The organism is Paraburkholderia sp. ZP32-5, from assembly GCF_021390495.1.
Lineage (GTDB): Bacteria > Pseudomonadota > Gammaproteobacteria > Burkholderiales > Burkholderiaceae > Paraburkholderia.
In genome coordinates this window covers 1,174,867-1,191,774 of record NZ_JAJEJP010000002.1, presented here as the reverse complement: position 1 = coordinate 1,191,774, position 16,908 = coordinate 1,174,867, and the positions used below count along the sequence as shown (strand labels likewise).

At 62.6% G+C, this 16,908-nt stretch carries 13 protein-coding genes and 1 pseudogene; 9 read left to right on the top strand and 5 right to left on the bottom strand.

Annotated features, from left to right (window positions below; genetic code table 11):
* Positions 1–159: 159 nt before the first annotated feature.
* On the bottom strand, positions 160–1,743 hold the full coding sequence (locus tag L0U82_RS24085) for an aldehyde dehydrogenase (NADP(+)) (RefSeq protein WP_233835192.1): 1,584 nt from the start codon (positions 1,741–1,743) through the stop codon (positions 160–162).
* A gap of 249 nt (positions 1,744–1,992) precedes the next feature.
* Between L0U82_RS24085 and garL the strand changes: the two genes are divergently transcribed.
* The 4 genes and pseudogenes from garL to L0U82_RS24065 all read left to right on the top strand — a co-directional run bounded on the left by garL (position 1,993) and on the right by L0U82_RS24065 (position 5,192).
* A complete protein-coding gene (gene garL / locus L0U82_RS24080) occupies positions 1,993–2,793 on the top strand; it encodes a 2-dehydro-3-deoxyglucarate aldolase (protein ID WP_233835190.1) in 801 nt (266 codons plus the stop codon).
* Entirely contained in the window at positions 2,790–3,719 is a 930-nt protein-coding gene (locus L0U82_RS24075) for a 2-hydroxy-3-oxopropionate reductase (protein ID WP_442793658.1), read from the top strand. The genes garL and L0U82_RS24075 overlap by 4 nt, the downstream gene beginning before the upstream one ends.
* A gap of 337 nt (positions 3,720–4,056) precedes the next feature.
* Positions 4,057–4,894, top strand: a pseudogene (locus L0U82_RS24070) (RNase A-like domain-containing protein).
* Positions 4,895–4,901: 7 nt separating this feature from the next.
* Positions 4,902–5,192: a contact-dependent growth inhibition system immunity protein gene (locus L0U82_RS24065; protein ID WP_233835186.1), complete on the top strand. Its 291-nt coding sequence runs from the start codon at positions 4,902–4,904 to the stop codon at positions 5,190–5,192.
* A 150-nt stretch (positions 5,193–5,342) separates the two neighbouring features.
* Here the strand turns inward: L0U82_RS24065 and L0U82_RS24060 are convergent, their stop codons facing one another.
* From L0U82_RS24060 to L0U82_RS24050, 3 genes are all read right to left on the bottom strand, one after another.
* Positions 5,343–6,641 (bottom strand): MFS transporter, encoded by a 1,299-nt coding sequence (locus tag L0U82_RS24060; protein ID WP_233835184.1) that lies wholly within the window; start codon positions 6,639–6,641, stop codon positions 5,343–5,345.
* A gap of 57 nt (positions 6,642–6,698) precedes the next feature.
* A complete protein-coding gene (locus L0U82_RS24055) occupies positions 6,699–7,505 on the bottom strand; it encodes an NAD-dependent epimerase/dehydratase family protein (protein WP_233835182.1) in 807 nt (268 codons plus the stop codon).
* Positions 7,506–7,974: 469 nt separating this feature from the next.
* Entirely contained in the window at positions 7,975–8,796 is an 822-nt protein-coding gene (locus tag L0U82_RS24050) for an alpha/beta fold hydrolase (RefSeq protein WP_233835180.1), read from the bottom strand.
* A 796-nt stretch (positions 8,797–9,592) separates the two neighbouring features.
* On the opposite strand from L0U82_RS24050, the gene L0U82_RS24045 reads away from it, so the two are divergent.
* The 4 genes from L0U82_RS24045 (at position 9,593) to L0U82_RS24030 (ending at position 13,446) form a co-directional block, all read left to right on the top strand.
* A complete protein-coding gene (locus L0U82_RS24045) occupies positions 9,593–11,002 on the top strand; it encodes a cytochrome ubiquinol oxidase subunit I (protein ID WP_233835178.1) in 1,410 nt (469 codons plus the stop codon).
* 32 nt (positions 11,003–11,034) lie between these two features.
* A complete protein-coding gene (gene cydB / locus L0U82_RS24040; protein WP_233835176.1) occupies positions 11,035–12,039 on the top strand; it encodes a cytochrome d ubiquinol oxidase subunit II in 1,005 nt (334 codons plus the stop codon).
* A complete protein-coding gene (locus tag L0U82_RS24035) occupies positions 12,014–12,217 on the top strand; it encodes a hypothetical protein (RefSeq protein ID WP_233835175.1) in 204 nt (67 codons plus the stop codon). The genes cydB and L0U82_RS24035 overlap by 26 nt, the downstream gene beginning before the upstream one ends.
* A gap of 440 nt (positions 12,218–12,657) precedes the next feature.
* Positions 12,658–13,446, top strand: a complete 789-nt coding sequence (locus L0U82_RS24030; protein ID WP_233835173.1) for a response regulator transcription factor — start codon at positions 12,658–12,660, stop codon at positions 13,444–13,446.
* Positions 13,447–13,525: 79 nt separating this feature from the next.
* Here L0U82_RS24030 and L0U82_RS24025 read toward each other — a convergent pair whose 3' ends face one another.
* Complete coding sequence (locus L0U82_RS24025) at positions 13,526–15,427, bottom strand: hybrid sensor histidine kinase/response regulator (protein ID WP_233835171.1); 1,902 nt, start codon at positions 15,425–15,427, stop codon at positions 13,526–13,528.
* A gap of 299 nt (positions 15,428–15,726) precedes the next feature.
* Between L0U82_RS24025 and L0U82_RS24020 the strand changes: the two genes are divergently transcribed.
* Positions 15,727–16,518, top strand: coding sequence for a hypothetical protein (locus L0U82_RS24020; protein ID WP_233835169.1), 792 nt, complete (start codon positions 15,727–15,729; stop codon positions 16,516–16,518).
* Positions 16,519–16,908: the final 390 nt, after the last annotated feature.

Below are 16,908 nucleotides of genomic sequence, written 5' to 3'. Positions count from 1 at the left end.
ACGAAAAAAATGGCCGGGAAATTTCCCGGCCATTTTTTATTTCTCGCGGCTTTTATCGCGTAATGGTTATCGTCTTTGTCTGCGCCCTTCTCTGAATTCGTGCCCAGGCAATGGGCACAGGCACGAATTCAGTCAGCGCGGTCAGGAAAGACTCACGCGTTAACCACGCGTCAGCTCGCCATCACGACGGCGCCACAGTTCCAGCGGATTGCCGTCAGCCAGCGTTTCCGGCAGCAGCTCGGCCGGGAAATCCTGATAGCACACCGGGCGCAGGAAGCGATCGATCGAGGTCGTGCCGACCGATGTCGCGCGGCTGTCCGACGTTGCGGGGAACGGGCCGCCGTGGACCATCGCGTGACACACTTCGACGCCAGTCGGGAAACCGTTGACCAGAATCCGGCCGGCCTTGCGCTCGAGAATCGGCACGAGCTTGCGCGCGGCCGCGACGTCGGCGTTGTCCATCTGCAGCGTGGCGGTCAGCTGGCCGGCGAAGTGCTCGGCGACTTGCAGCATTTCCTGCTCGTCCTTGCAGCGGATGATCGTCGAAGCCGGGCCGAACACTTCGTCTTCGAGCGCCGGGGTCGCGAGGAACGTCTGCGCATCGGTCACGAACAGCGCCGCACAGGCCTGCGTCGGACCGGTTGCCGCAACACCGCGCGCTACCGCCTCCACACCCTTCGTTGCCGCGAGCTTGCTCTCGCCGTCTTCATACGCGGCGTGGATGCCCGAGGTCAGCATGGTCTGCGCCGGCTTGGCCGCGAGCGCTTCCGATGCCGTCGCGACGAAACCCTTCAGCGCATCGCTGTCGATTGCAATCGCGAGACCCGGGTTCGTGCAGAACTGGCCCGCGCCGAGCACGAGCGAGTCGACGAAACCGCGCGCAATGCTGTCGCCGCGCGCAGTCAGCGCGTTCGACAGCAGGAACACCGGGTTGATGCTGCTCATTTCGGCGTAGACCGGAATCGGCTCCGGACGCGCGGCCGCGACGCGCATCAGCGACGTGCCGCCCGCGCGCGAGCCGGTGAAGCCGACCGCCTTGATCGCCGGATGCGCAACCAGCGCTTCGCCGACGGAGTTGCCCGCGCCGACGATCATCGAGAACACGCCTTCCGGCAGATCCATTTCTTGCGCGACGCGCTGGATCACGCGGCCGACCAGCTCCGACGTACCGAGGTGCGCACGGTGCGCCTTGACGACGACCGGGCAGCCAGCCGCGAGCGCCGCGGCGGTGTCGCCGCCCGCCACCGAAAACGCGAGCGGGAAATTGCTGGCGCCGAACACGGCGACCGGGCCGAGCGCGATTTTCTGCATGCGCAGATCCGAGCGCGGCAGCGGCTTGCGATCCGGCAGCGGCGAATCGAGCGTGGCGTTGAGCCACTGGCCCGCGCGCACGGTTTGCGCGAACAGCTTCAGCTGGCCAGTGGTACGGCCGCGCTCGCCCTCGAGACGCGCTTTCGGCAAACCGGATTCGGCCTGCGCGCGCTCGATCAGCTCATCGCCGAGCGCGGTGATGCCATCGGCGATACGATCCAGAAACTCGGCGCGCACCGCGAGCGGCAGTTGACGATACGAGTCGAACGCCTGTTGCGCGAGCGCGCAAGCCTCGTCGACATTGGCGACGGTGCCGCTGCCGAACACCGGCTCGGCAATCTCGGAACCCGTGGCAGGATTGAATGCGCGCAGCGGTTTTTCCGCGCCGCGCACCGCTTTACGACCGATCAGCATTTCGCCGGTAATAGGCATTTTGGCTTTCCTCGAATAAAGGCTTTAGATATAGGTCATCCTACAACAATGGGAGGGCTACATGCAACCCGAAACGCCCGTCAGATCAGGATATTCGGGTTTACGTGACGATTACAACCTCGGAGGTCAATGCTAATCTTCAACAAGACGTACGACGACTTATAACTCCGCTTTTTGCCACGTTATAGCCCGCGCTTGTCGGTCGCCGTTCCAGTTTTTCCCGATCCATTGCTGCCGAGGAGATACCGCATGCCCGCAGTCACGCCCTACCAGGCTTTGCCCAACCGCTTCCGGCACGCGGTGCGCGCCGGTGAGACCCAGATCGGCTGCTGGGCGTCGCTCGCCAGTCCGATCGTCACCGAACTGCTGGGCACGATCGGCTTCGACTGGATGCTGCTGGATGCCGAGCACGCACCCAACGACGTGCTCACGCTGATCCCGCAACTGATGGCACTCAAGGACAGCGGCAGCGCCCCGGTCGTGCGTCCGCCGGCCAACGATAGCGTCGTCATCAAGCGCTTTCTCGATAGCGGCTTTTCCAACTTCCTCGTGCCCTTCGTCGACAGCGCCGACGACGCCGCGCGCGCGGTCGCATCGACACGCTACCCGCCGCAGGGTATTCGCGGCGTGTCGGTCGGCCATCGCGGCAACCGTTACGGCAGCGTCGCCGACTACTTCAGCATCGCTAACGACAACGTCTGCGTGATCCCGCAGATCGAAAGCCACAAGGCAGTCGACGCAATCGACAGTATTCTGGCAGTAGATGGGATCGACGCGGTCTTCGTCGGCCCGTCCGACCTCGCGGCATCGTATGGCCACCTCGGCAACGCGAGCCATCCCGATGTACAGCAGGCAATCGCGCACGTCTTCGAGCGTGCGAAAGCGGCCGGCAAATCCAGCGGCATTCTCGCGCCGGCGCAAGCCGACGCGGAACGTTATCTGTCGATGGGCGCGCGCGTCGTCGCCGTCTGCGCGGATCTCGGGCTGCTCAAAGGCGCCGCGCAAGCGGTGCAGAAACACTTCATGCAGAAACCGGCGGGGACGGCTTGAACGCCGCCGCCACGACATCCTCGGAGCATTCCATGAAAAAAGCAGGCTTTATCGGACTCGGCATCATGGGCAAGCCCATGGCCGCCAACATTCTGAAGAACGGCGTGCCGCTCGCCGCGTTCACGCGCAGCGGCGTGCCCGCCGATCTCACGCAGGCCGGCGCCGTCGCGTGCGACAACCCGGCGGCGGTGGCCGCGCACGCGGACGTGATCTTCGTGATGGTGCCGGACACGCCGGACGTCGAGAGAGTTCTGTTCGGCGAGAACGGTCTGGCGAGCGCGCTGCGCGCAGGTCAGATCGTCGTCGATATGAGCTCGATCTCGCCGATGGCAACGCGCGAATTCGCGGCGCGCGTGCGCGAAACCGGCGCTGACTATCTGGATGCGCCGGTGTCGGGCGGCGAAGTCGGCGCGAAGGCCGGTTCGCTCACGATCATGGTCGGCGGCGAGCAGGCGACGTTCGATACCGTCAAGCCGCTGTTCGACATGATGGGCAAGAACATTACGCTGATCGGCGCGGTCGGCGCGGGCCAGGTGTGCAAGGTCGCGAACCAGGTGATCGTCGCGGCGACCATCGAGGCGGTCGGCGAAGCGCTGCTGCTTGCGTCGAAGGCCGGTGTCGACGCGGCGCGCGTGCGTGAGGCGCTGATGGGCGGCTTTGCGTCGTCGCGCATTCTCGAAGTGCACGGCGAGCGCATGACCAAACGCACGTTCGATCCGGGCTTCCGTATCGAACTGCACCAGAAGGATCTGAACCTTGCGCTGTCGACCGCGCAGGCACTCGGCGTGTCGCTGCCGAACACCGCGACCTGCCAGGCGCTTTTCAACGCGTGCGTCGCGCATGGCGGCAAGGCCTGGGATCACTCCGCGATGGTGCGCGCGCTGGAAGTGCTAGCGAATCACGAGATCGGGCAGAAGCCGGCGTGATTTAGTGGATGCGGCACACAGACGTCGCGACGCGACCTCTGTTGCCTCACGCGAGGAACGTTCGTTCAGCATGGCGACGCATTGCGTCGCGAGGCGCACCTTTACGCCTGTAGTCCTTTACACCAAGTAGTGATCGAGCCCGCCGTCCGTTTTCATAAGAGGGACGGCGGGCTCGATTCCTTTGGTTGCCTGATTATCACGCGCAGTCTGCGCGCGATGCCCTGCCCGTGCCCTTAGAAACTCGCGCCATCAAACGCGAGAATCATCCTTCGCCCATTCCTTGCCCTGTGATCGGTTGCTAGTTTGGTGACCCCAAACAATCACAGAGAACAACGGAATGTCGCGTGAAGAAAATCCGGACGGCGTGCGCGTCGTGCTCAGTGCACCGCAACTGGTGGCGGTACTCGGCCGCCATTCGATCGGCCCCGCCGAAATGGCGACCAATCGGCTATGGGGCGGATTGCAACTTGTCGGCGGCCTGCTGGAAATGGTGGGAGCCGGTGCACTGTGCGTGATGCCGGAACCCACGATGGTGAGCAAGGCCGGATGTATCGCGTTCGGCAGCCATGGTGTCGATACGGCAGCGGCCGGTCTACGGCAGATGTGGACGGCACAAGACACGACCACACTGATCCAGCAGGGCACAACGAAGCTGGCCGAGGCGATGAAGGCCAGTCCGGACATGGCGAACAGTATCGGCCTGTCGCTCGATCTGGCCGTGCCGTTCGGCTTTGCCGGGTCGATCAAGGCTGCGCGGGTTTCGCGGATTGCCGTGGGCCGGATCAATCTGCAGATGCATGAGGCGAACGCGCTTAGTCCACGGCTCGGGGGGACACACACTTCTGAAGCACGTAGGCAAGGACGAAGCATGGCTCAGGGACCGTCTGAGACGCGAACCCTCACGAGACGTCGTATCGTCATTTACAACCATTGAGCAGGTCGAGCGCGCTATTTCGGAAACAATGCATGTCAACGCCGCAAAAATCAGCGCGTGGGCGCGGACTCCGACTCGCAGGGCTACGGCAATGGTAAGCAAAGTAGTCTCTGGCGACATTGGCTACGGGGTCACGCGAGAAACTGGCAAACTTAAGCGAATGAACAAGGTTGTCGTCGTCCTGAAATACGAAACCTGTAACGGAATGCCGTATTACATCCTTACCGCTTACCTTGAATGAGAAAGAGATGAGTTCCTCAGAGCGTTATCCAGCGATGGACCATATCTTTAGCGTGTACTTCGGCCAGGACTTCGACCTTTTTGGAGAAACTGTTCCAGAAATCGTCGCGTGCTACAAGAAAGACAGCCCTTACGATTACGAGAATCTGATTCGCGAAATAGACACTTTCAGGAGCGAACACCCGGATAACCTGGACGCGGTGTTCAAACAGTTGTTCAGGCGGGGCTTTCGTCCCGAGGGGTTGGGCTACACCACCGCTTCGTTCCTCGACGAAATACAACGCCTTCTAAGCGAGTAGCCCCCCTACCCGATGCCGGTGCACGCATGCGTGATGCCGCATTAGCAGCTTGCCAACTACGCCAACCCGCCAACAAAAAACGGCGCCCACTTCTGGGCGCCGCCTCTTCTCACTCCCAACTCAGCCATCTAGCCTCAGCAGTCACTCATTTCACTTCGCGACAGCCGGCCGCCCCGATGCCCACGTCGGCTCCGGCATCTTCTCCGAGCTCTTCGCCATCAGACAAACCACGACCGCGGCAATCAGATCGAACACCGCAAGCACGACGAACAGCGGGCTATAACCGATCCGCGTGACGAGCACGCCGAACAGCGCGGTGAACGCGGCAGCGCCCAGATAGCCGGCCATGCCGCCCATGCCCGTCGCGGTCGCGACTTCGTTCTTGCCGAACATATCCGACGTGATCGCGTACAGCGCTCCCGACAGCGTCTGGTGCGCAAAGCCGCCGATGCACAACAGCGCCACCGCCATATACGGACTCGCGACCAGACCCACGCACGCCGGCCCGATCATGAACAGCGCACCGACGACGAACACCATCTTGCGCGACGTGAACAACGACACCTTCAGATGCTTGTGGAACAGCGGGCTCAGATAACCACCGAGCACGCAACCGATATCGGCGGCAAGGAACGGCATCCACGCGAACATCGCGACTTCCTTCAGATTCATGTGACGCTCGGTCATCATGTACAGCGGAATCCACGCGTTAAACGTTTGCCATGCCGGCTCGGAAAGAATCCGCGGAATACCGATCGCCCAGAAATCGCGGCTCGTGAGCATCGCGCGCCAGTTGCGCTTCGGCGTATTGACGTCGTCGCTGTGCTTCGCTTCCTGGCCGCTCAGAATGTAGTCGCGCTCGGCATCGCCCAGCAGCCTCTGGCTGCGCGGATGCTTGTAGACGAACATCCATAGCACGCTCCAGGCAATACCCGCCACGCCGACGATCACGAACGCGAGTTGCCACTGGCCGCGCAGCAGCGCCCACACCACCAGCGGCGGCGCGAGCAGCGCGCCGATCGACGAGCCGATGTTGAACCAGCCGATCGCGACCGAGCGTTCCTTCGCGGGAAACCATTCGCTCGTCGCTTTCACGCCAGCCGGGATACCCGCCGATTCGGCGAGGCCGAGCAGACCGCGGAACACCGCGAGGCTCTGCCAGCCCGTCGCCCATGCCGCCGCCGCGCACGCCACCGACCACGCCAGCGCGAACACCGCGAAGCCGAGCTTGGTGCCGATCGTGTCGAGCACGAAGCCGGCGACCGGCTGCATGAACGCATAGCAAAGCTGCCACGCCACCACCACGTGCGAATACTGCTCGGTCGTGATGTTGAGGTCCTTCATCAACGTCGGCGCCGCGACCGACAGCGTATTACGCGCAAGATAATTGATGACCAGCCCGGCCGCGACGAGCCCGACCATCCACCAGCGGATACCCTTGATCTTCATATTGCAACTCCTTTAGGGTCCGCTTGCGGATGCAAACAGACCCGAGTACGACACCCGTCAGACTGCCGGGTCTTCCTTGCGCGAATAATCGATGCCGACGAAGCCGCCGCCCTGGAAGCGCTGGCCGAGCGCGTCGAGCGGATTCGGGCGCGACAGGATGTCGGCCGCGTAGTCTTCGGAATTCTGCTTCGGCTGATAGCCGAAACGCGCGGCGCCGCTGTTGTCCCACCAGCTACGTGTATTCGCCGATACACCCCAGATCGTCAGGAAGCCGACGTCTTCCGCTTCGATGCAGCGATCGAGGAAGTGCATCAGATCTTCATGGCCAAACCACGTGCTCAGATGGCGCGGCTCGGTCGGACGCTCGAGGCAGCTGCCGATGCGCACGCACACGCTTTCGATACCGTGCTTGTCCCAGTACATTCTCGCGAGCGCTTCGCCCCACACCTTCGACAGGCCGTAGAAACCGTCCGGACGCAGTTCGCAGTCGAGGCTCAGATGCTCGGTCACCGGGTACATGCCGATCGCGTGATTCGAACTCGCGAACACGATGCGCTTCACGCCGTTGCGGCGCGCGCCTTCATAGACTTCGACGAGGCCGCGCAGATTGTTCTCGATGATCTCCGGCAGCGGACGCTCGACGCTCGTGCCGGCGAAGTGGATCAGCAGGTCCACGCCGTTGAGCAGGCGGTCGACGACAGCGGGGTCGCGCAGATCGCCGTTCATCACGTCTTCGCCGTCGACGAGCGGCATCAGCACTTTCGTGCCCGCGGCCGAGCGCAACGGAATGCCGCGCGCGACGAATGCAGCACGTACTACTGCGCCGAGCTGACCGCCGGCGCCACTCAGGGCAATCTTCTTCATGGGAGTTCCTTTAAGTGCGCCGCGCGCGAAATCGAATCGGAGGAGGGGGAGGAATCGAGTGAGCCGGCGAACCGTGCCATGCACGCCGCACGATTCACCCAAGTTGTACGATAACGTACTATCGTTGATGGCCAAGCTAAATTCAACTAAGCATTTACCCTTAAACTCAAGGCGATCAAATTCGAAAACTCTTGTAAAACAACAGGATATGTCCGATCAATTGATGCGACATCGTATAACTAGGGAAGGATTTTGTTCCTGCGCGGGCTACGCAGAGCGCGGGCAGTGTACCTCGTCCGCGATGCTGCCTTTATCGGCCAATGGGATTTACGGCGTGATCAACAGATAAACAGACAGCGCGGGAGCAAAGCACTAAAACGAAGCAACAAAAACAAAGGTGGCACGGCAAGCAGGCAACGGCCGCAACACTTGCGCCCTTCCGTTGCCATACTCCCGCGCCGCCATGCGATTACGAACCGATAAATTCGAGCAGATCGGCGTTGACCTTATCGGCCTCGACCGTGCACATGCCGTGCTGTCCGCCCTCATAGACCCTCAGCGTCGCATCCTTGACGATCTTCGCGGTCTGCCGACCAGCCGCATCGATCGGCACGATCTGATCGTCGTCGCCGTGCAGCACCAGTGTAGGCACATCGATCTTCTTCAGATCTTCGGTGTAGTCGACTTCCGAAAACTGCTTGATGCAGTCGTAAATCCCCTTGATCGAGCCGGTCATGCCCTGGCGCCAGAACGAATCGATCACGCCTTGCGACACCTTCGCGCCCGCCCGGTTGTAGCCGTAGAACGGCACCGCCAGTTCCTTGAAGAACTGCGAGCGATCTTCGAGCGTGGCCTTGCGGATGCCGTCGAACACATCCATCGGCAAACCGAGCGGATTCGCTTCGGTCTTCAGCATCAGCGGCGGCACGGCGCCGATCAGCACGGCCTTTGCGACACGCGCGGTGCCATGCCGGCCGATGTAATGCGCGACTTCGCCGCCGCCCGTCGAATGGCCGACCAGCGTCGCATCCTGCAGATCGAGGTGTTCGATCAGCGCGGCCAGATCGTCCGCGTAGGTATCCATGTCGTTGCCGTCCCACGGCTGCTCCGAGCGGCCATGACCGCGCCTGTCATGCGCGATCACGCGAAAGCCCTTGTTGCCGAGAAACAGCATCTGCGCATCCCACGCGTCGGCGGTCAGCGGCCAGCCATGCGAAAACACAACCGGGCGGCCACGGCCCCAGTCCTTGTAGAAAATCGAGGTGCCGTCTTTCGTCTTGATCGTGCTCATCTGCTGACTCCTTGTGGATGAAGTCTGCCGTCGCCGGCAGGTGGATGAAGCTGCTGTGTGTTGCGAATCATGCAGGCCGCGCATGACACGACGCCGCGCGTGCCGGCATCAGCATGTCTGCATGTGATGACTGTCTGAAATGAATACCGCAAACGCTTTGCAAAAACCGGCTCGACGATCCATGCAATGGCCGCGCCGAAAAGACGGCTGCAAATAGTCAGGCGAATCGTGCTGCCAATCACGATGCAATACGACGACGCAATAAGAACGGCGCAATACGGACAGTGCAATACGAATTACGCGAAAAATAATGCAAAAGAGATTGGCAAGAATGGCTAATGCGCAAGCAGTAGTGAAGAGAAATAGCCGCAATGGCAATACGGCAGCCGCCATCGTAAATGTTAAAAAATCGTCTGGCTAGGTGACCGGCGAAGGAAGTCGTTTCGGCACCGTCTGTCGGCCGACGACGACTGCGCGCGACGATACCGATTGGAGACTAGAGCAATGCTCATCGGGCGTGGCACACCGCATTGCTGCAGCGCGGTCGATTGACGCAGCGCGCATCGTAACGTACGGCGCAAGTCTCGTCGCGCAATAAGAACAATCTGATGCTTATCAATAGTTTGCGAGACAAATAGGCGCCTCGCGCGGAAAACAACGTGGTTTTTTGACGCACGCCGCATCGCAACACGATTGCGTTCGATCCCCTACTCTTGCGCCATCTGCCAACGCAGTGCGCACCGACATCGGTCGACGCGCATAAGTCCGCTTATCGGCTATCACGCACAACACGATCATGAACTCCGCAATATCGGCATTCGATCTCGCCCGCATTCAATTTGCGTTCACCGTTTCTTTTCATATCGTTTTTCCCGCTCTCAGCATCGGTCTCGCCAGTTTCATCGCTGTTCTCGAATGGCGTTGGCTAAAGACCGGCAAGGCGTACTACAAAGATCTTTGTCTGTTCTGGTCGAAGATCTTCGCCGTGGCCTTCGGTATGGGCGTCGTCTCCGGCGTCGTGATGAGCTATCAGTTCGGCACCAACTGGTCGGGCTTCTCGAGTTTCGCCGGGCCGATTACCGGCCCGCTGCTGATGTATGAAGTGATGACCGCTTTCTTTCTCGAAGCGGGCTTCCTCGGCATCATGCTGTTCGGCTGGCACCGCGTGAGTCCGCGCGCGCATTTCGGCGCGACGCTGATGGTCGCGATCGGCACGCTGATCTCGACGTTCTGGATTCTCGCGTCCAATAGCTGGATGCAAACGCCGCAAGGCTTCGAAGTCGTCAACGGCCAGGTGGTGCCGCTCGACTGGTTCAAGATCATCTTCAATCCGTCGTTCCCGTACCGGCTCGCGCATATGGCGCTCGCGGCGTTCATCGTCGCGGGGCTGGTGGTCGCGGCGGTCAGCGCATGGCATCTGCTGCGCGGCCGGCGCGATCCGGCGGTGAAGAAGATGTTCTCGATGGCGCTGTGGCTGCTGCTGATTCTGACGCCGATCCAGGCATTCGTCGGCGATCAGCATGGCCTGAATACGCGCGAGTATCAGCCGGCAAAAATCGCGGCCATCGAAGGACTGTGGAACACCGAAAAAGACGGCACCGCGTTGAACCTGTTCGGCATCCCCGACATGAAAGCGGAAACCACGCGCTACGCGGTATCGATTCCGCACCTCGGCAGCCTGATCCTCACGCATAGCTGGGACGGCGAAATCCGCGGCCTCAAATCATTCCCCCCGCAGGACCGGCCGAATTCGACGGTCGTGTTCTGGAGCTTCCGCATCATGGCCGGCCTCGGCGTGCTGATGATCGTGATGTCGGCCGCGGCCTGGGTACTGCGCCGCCGCGGCCGTCTGTTCGACGCGAAGTGGTTCCAGCGCCTGTGCGTCGCGATGGGCCCGAGCGGCTTCATCACGCTGCTGGCCGGCTGGGTCACCACCGAAGCGGGCCGCCAGCCGTGGGTCGTGTACGGCGTGATGCGCACGTCGCAGGCGGTGTCGCCGCTGACCACGCAACAGGTCGGCCTGTCGCTGATGACCTTCGTGGTCGTCTACTTCCTCGTGTTCGGCACCGGCATCTACTACATGCTGAAGCTGATGCGCAAAGGACCGGCGCTGCCCGGCGGCACGCCGGACGTGCCGTCACAGTCACCGTCGCGGACCGCGCGCCGCCCGCTGTCCGCCGTCGATCAGATCATCGACGCCGCCTAACCTGCAACAAGCCTGCAACAAGCGAGAAAAACATGGACGTCACCGTCGTATGGGCCGCGATCATCGCGCTGGGCCTTTTCATGTATGTCGTGCTGGACGGCTTCGACCTCGGCATCGGCATCGTCTTCCCGTTCTTCCCCGATGAAAAAGAGCGCGACCTGATGATGAATACGGTCGCGCCGGTGTGGGACGGCAACGAAACCTGGCTGGTGCTCGGCGGTGCCGCGCTGTTCGCCGTGTTTCCGATCGTCTATTCGACCGTGCTGTCGGCGCTCTATCTGCCGCTCGTCTTCATGCTCGTGTGTCTGATCTTTCGCGGCGTGTCGTTCGAGATCCGCGCGAAGGCGCGCCGCACCAAGCATCTGTGGGACCTCGCATTCATAGGCGGCTCGGCGGGCGCGGCGTTTTTCCAGGGCATCGTGCTCGGCGCGTTTCTGCAAGGCATTCCGGTCGTCGACGGCGCGTACGCCGGCGACGTGTTCGACTGGCTCACGCCGTTCAGTCTGCTGACGGGCCTCGGGCTCGTCACCACCTATGCGCTGCTCGGCTGCTGCTGGCTGGTCGCGAAGACCGAGGGCGATCTGCAGCGGCGGCTGCATCGCGTCGTGTGGCCGCTGACGCTCGTGCTGCTCGGCTTCATCGCGATCGTCAGCCTGTGGACGCCGCTGATGGACGCCGGCATCGCGCAGCGCTGGTTCCACGACGGCATCTTCTTCCGGTTGCTGCCGGTGCCGTTCTTCGTCGCGATCTGCGCGTTCTTCATGCATCGCGCGGTGCGCGCGCGGCATCACAACACGCCGTTCGTGCTCGCGCTGACGCTGGTGCTGCTCGGCTATCTCGGGCTGCTCGTCAGCCTGTGGCCGTATGCGATTCCGTCGAGCGTGACGCTGTGGGAAGCCGCCGCGCCGCGCTCGAGCCAGACCTTCACGCTGGCCGGCGCGGCGGTGATTCTGCCGATCATCATCGCGTACACGACGTTGGGTTACTGGATCTTTCGAGGCAAGGTGCGTCATGGCGACCAACATCACTATCATTGAAGCCGAACGCCGGGACTCCCGCGCGGCGCCTGACACCGTTACAGTTGCCTCGCGCCGGCTTAAACTGCCGGGCTGGCTGTGGTTCATCGCGCTGTGGTGCGCCGGTGTGGCCGGGGCGATGTCGCTCGGCTTCGCGTTCAAGCTTCTGATGAATGCGACGCTGTTTGCAGTCAGATAGCAGCGCGCGAAAATCCGCTGATCCAGCGGGCATATCCTGACGAAGCCGCGCGAACCACTTCAAAAATGGTTCGCGCGGCTCGTCTACGTGGTAAGCCGGAACCTATGCGCGGGAGACCTGCCTTACACATCACGTAGCGCATCGAACGATGCCGGCAGCCGGTAACGCGCGTCGAAGCAGTCTGTAAAAATGCGCGAAACCCGGCAAGGGAGCGGGACAACAGCAGGTAGAAACGGTATTGGATGCGGCAATCAGGCGGCAAAAAAATCGCATGACAGGCAGCATACGAACCGGTCCGCCAGGCGGCCCGAAGATCGATACAGAAGCGCGGGAAAACCGGCCATGATGCGTTTCACGAGAACAGAAGCAAGAGACTTTGCAACGGCGCCCCCTGCAACGGCAACGGCCCTTAACAGACAGGCTCGACTCGCGGAGACATCATGAAGTTTCTTGTGGCCGACGACCATGAACTGATCCGGCAAGGCGTCAAAGGGATGCTGCGCGGCTTCGATCCGGAAGCCCAGTTCGACGAAGCCGATAGTTGGGAAACCCTCGCGACCGCCGCGCGGCCCGATGAGAATCACGATCTCGCGATCGTCGATCTGCATATGCCCGGCATGAACGGCGCGACGTCACTCGAAGCTCTGCTCAGCGCGAATCCGGCATTGCCGGTCGTGGTGCTGTCCGCCGAGGAATCGCCCGACGAAATGCGCGCGGTGCTCGCGGCCGGCGCGCTCGGTTTCGTTCCGAAGCGGCAGCCGGCCAGCGTGATGCTGAAGGCGATCGAACTGGTGCTCTCCGGTGGCGCCTATGTGCCGATGGAGGCGCTGAGTCTGCTGGGCTCGCGCGAGTCCGCCGGCGCTTACGCAAGCACCGCGGCAAACACCGCTGCAAGTACCAACGCGCAACCAGCAACGGCCGGCATGTCCACGCAAAGCGCCGCCGTATCAGGCCAGGCCACTGCGGTACAGACCGAACCGCTGACGCTCGCTCCGGCGCTGCAGCCGCATCAACAGCATCTGCTGGAAAACCTGTCGCCGCGTCAGCAGGACATCATGCGGCTCGTGCATCGCGGCTGGACCAACAAGATGATCGCGCGCGAACTCGGCGTCGCGGAAGGTACGGTCAAGGTGCATCTGTCGGTGATCTTCCGGGCGCTCGGCGTGCATAACCGCTCGACCGCGATCGCGGTGATCAACGGCTGGCTCGAAGCGGGCAGAACGCTGTAGCACTTCCTATCGCGAGTTTTGCCGGGCGGTCGGGCAGCGAGCCAGTTCGCTTCGCCTCGCGCCCGGTCCCCCTCCCCGCTTACGGCGAGCCTGCCGCTTCGCGCGACTTGCCCGCCTCGCCGGCGCGATCGGCCGCGGCACACGCCGCGCCGGCGCCCACGGCACCAACCGCGCCCACCGTATCGTCCCCCAACAGCGCGCCAGCCGGCCGCCCGTTGTCCAGTTCCGCCTGCTGCCACAGCATATCAAGCGTGCGCCGCAGACGCGCGGGCGTGACCGGTTTATGCAGCACCGGAATCCCCTGCAATGCGAGCGCCGTCAGTTCGGCCGACGCCATATCGCCGGTAATCAGCAGCGTCACGACCTTGCCATGCCCCGCGCGCGCGAGCGCACCGCGCACCGCCGTCAGCGCCTGCGCGCCGGTGCGGTGATTCGCGAGCTGGTAATCGCACAGCACCGCGTCGGGCACGAAGCCGCCGGCCAGCACCGCGAGCGCGCCGGCTTCATCGGGCACACCGTGGACGCTGCAGCCCCAGCGCTGCAGCAGACTCGACAGGCCTTCGAGAATCGATGGGTCATCGTCGATGCACAGCACCTGCCGCCCCTGTGCGGCCGAGACGCCCGTCACTGGATCGTTCAGGCTCGCGACGATGCCGCTCGCGTCGCCCGCCTGCACCGCAAAGCGGAACACCGAGCCGCGTCCCGGCGCCGAGCGCAGCAACAACTCGCCGCCGAGCAGGCCGACCAGACGCTTGACAGTCGGCAGCCCGAGCCCATGCCCCTGGCGCGCGTCGCGCTGCGGATTCGCGACCTGATAGAACTCTTCGAAAATACGCGCGTGTTCCGCCGGCGCGATGCCGACGCCCGAATCGCGCACTTCGATATAGCCACCGTTCTGCCGTCCCGCGCGACGCAAACCCAGCCAGATCGCGCCTTCCTCCGTGTACCGCACCGCGTTCGACAGCAGATTGCTCAGCACGCGTTCGAGCAGCACCGGATCGTCATACACGACCATCGAGGTCGGCGCGATACGCAGCGCGAGCCCCTTCGCGGCGGCCTGCGGACGGTACTGGCTGCCGACCCGCTCGAATAGCTCGGAGAGCCGGAAATGCAGCCGGACCACCTGAGTCGAGCCGCTTTCGAGCCGCGCCAGATCCAGCACCTGGTTGAACAGCTGGTTCAGCGCCTCGACGTTATAGACGATATGCCCGGCCGTCTTCGCATGCTGCGCGGGCGTCGCCGCCGGATCGTTCAGCGATGCCGCGAGCAGCCCGATCGCATGCAGCGGCTGCCGCAGATCGTGGCTCGCCGCCGCGAAAAAGCGCGTCTTCGCGAGGCTCGCGTCCTCGGCGACGCGCTTTTGCGCCGCCAGCGATTCCGCCAGATATTGCTGATCGACACGGGCCTGCACGACCTGGCGAAACAGTTTGCGGTAGCTCATCGCATAGACGTTGATCGCGCAGAAGAAGAACGCGAGGACGATCGCCAGAATCGTGCGGTCGAACGTATGCGAGCCGAAATGCAGCAGGATCGATGGAAACAGCAGGAACGGAATCGAGGTCGAGAAGTTCAGCAGGTCGAAGCCGTTCGACATGAACACGCCGGCCGCGAGCGTGACGAGCAGCACGGTATGCAGCAGCGGCAGATCGGTTTGCGGACTCTGGAACGCGAACCACACCGCGAAGCCCGGCCCGGTATAGAGCAGCACGCTGCGCACCGCGTGCAGATAGATCCAGTCTCGCGGCGACACCAGCCGCGGATAGCGGCGATTGCAGATCCACAGCGCGAGGCTCGCGCAATTGGCCGCCGCGTAAAAGCCGAAGCACGCGATAAACAGCGACGGCGACGGCACGTGCGGCCAGTAGATCGCGATGAACACCGCGATCGAAAACCAGTGAGAAAAGAATGCAATCGGGTCTTGCGCATACAGCACGCGCACCACGTCTTCGTCGATTGCACGCTGAATCGGGTCGGCGCGCATCGCGCGGTCTCCTTGTCGGGCACGGCAACTTCGTTGAGACGGCGCACGGAACCCCCTCCCGCGCGGCGCGGTATCCGGATCGCCGGATACCCACCTGTCTGACGAAACGATTACAACTCGTCAGATGGTTTACCCGGCAGTTTACCCATCAGCTAACACTTAATCCATATAGGCGACGGGCCTGTCGCGATCCATACTGCATTCACGTTTCAGCGCGGCATCACAGGTTCCATCGAATACCTGACTTATTACCGCTCAGGTCCACCGCGCTCCTTGCCCCACCCCAGACGGAGGTTTTCATGGGCGCAGTACCGAGCTGTGAGTTCGCCCGCCGACTCGACGACGCAATCCTGCCCGACCTGTGGCGCAGACGCACCCGCTTGTCCGCGGACGAAATGGTGTCGATGGTCGAACTGGTCAAGCGCGCATTGCGGACCTACCATCCGCTCGAATTGCAGGCGCTCGGCGAGGACAAGGAAGAACTGGTCGCGCAGTTCATCTATGCGAAGGTGCTGCGCCTCGCGCCGGGCCACACCGAAACCAGCGCCTGCGCCGACAGCGCGCCGTCCAACAGCTATGCGGTATGCGCGTATTTCCGCCGCTATCTGATCGACTGCCTGCGCAGCGCGTGCCACCAGCGCAACGTGTCGATGGAAACCGAAGGCGTGGCGCAGGAAATCGATCTGCACGCGCAGGCGCTCGAAGACCCGGTGCAAAGCGTGCTGCTGCAGCACGGCCTCAATGAACAGCGTGTGCGTGTTGCGGCGCGCGAGTTCATCGAAGGTCTCGACGAACCCGAGCGTATCGTGCTGGCCGGCAGCCTCGGCTGGTGCTCGGAAGGCAAAGGCGGTCTGTCGGCGGTAGCGGCTCAGCATCGCGTCCCCTCCTATCACTATCGCGCCGTCAAACTCGGCGTCACGATGAAAAAGACGGCCGGTGCCGAGGAATTTTCCAATACGAAGATCGGCCGCTGGCTCACCGACGTGCTCGGCATCGACATCGACGTTGAAAACCGCGCGGCAATTCTGGTTGCGCTGAATCTGCTCGCGGCCGAATCGAACGACAGCGAAATGAATGAAGTGGCTGCGTAGTTGCACACGAAGAGACCACTTGGAAGTCATGCAGATAAAAGTCACGCAGATGACGTCGGGGATCAACAATGCGGGGATCAACCATGAATAATCGTAGAGGGCGCACACAAGGCCCCTGACGACCCGCCCGCGCAACCGGCTTCGCAGAAAGCCGCATCGCGGGCCACGCCGAAAGCGATGGGACCCATGCATGAGCGGAACGGCCGGGGAAACGGGCAGTCGCCGCGTCGCCATGCCTCCTGACACATCGCACGCTACGGGTGCGCGCCCTCCACGGCGCGCTTTTTTTGCGCGCTTTTGTTGCGCTTGCATTCCGCCTACGATAAAAAAGCTGCCACCGCACGCCGTCTTTGTTCCGAAGCACGGCTTCCGTTCCCCGCATCCAAGTTC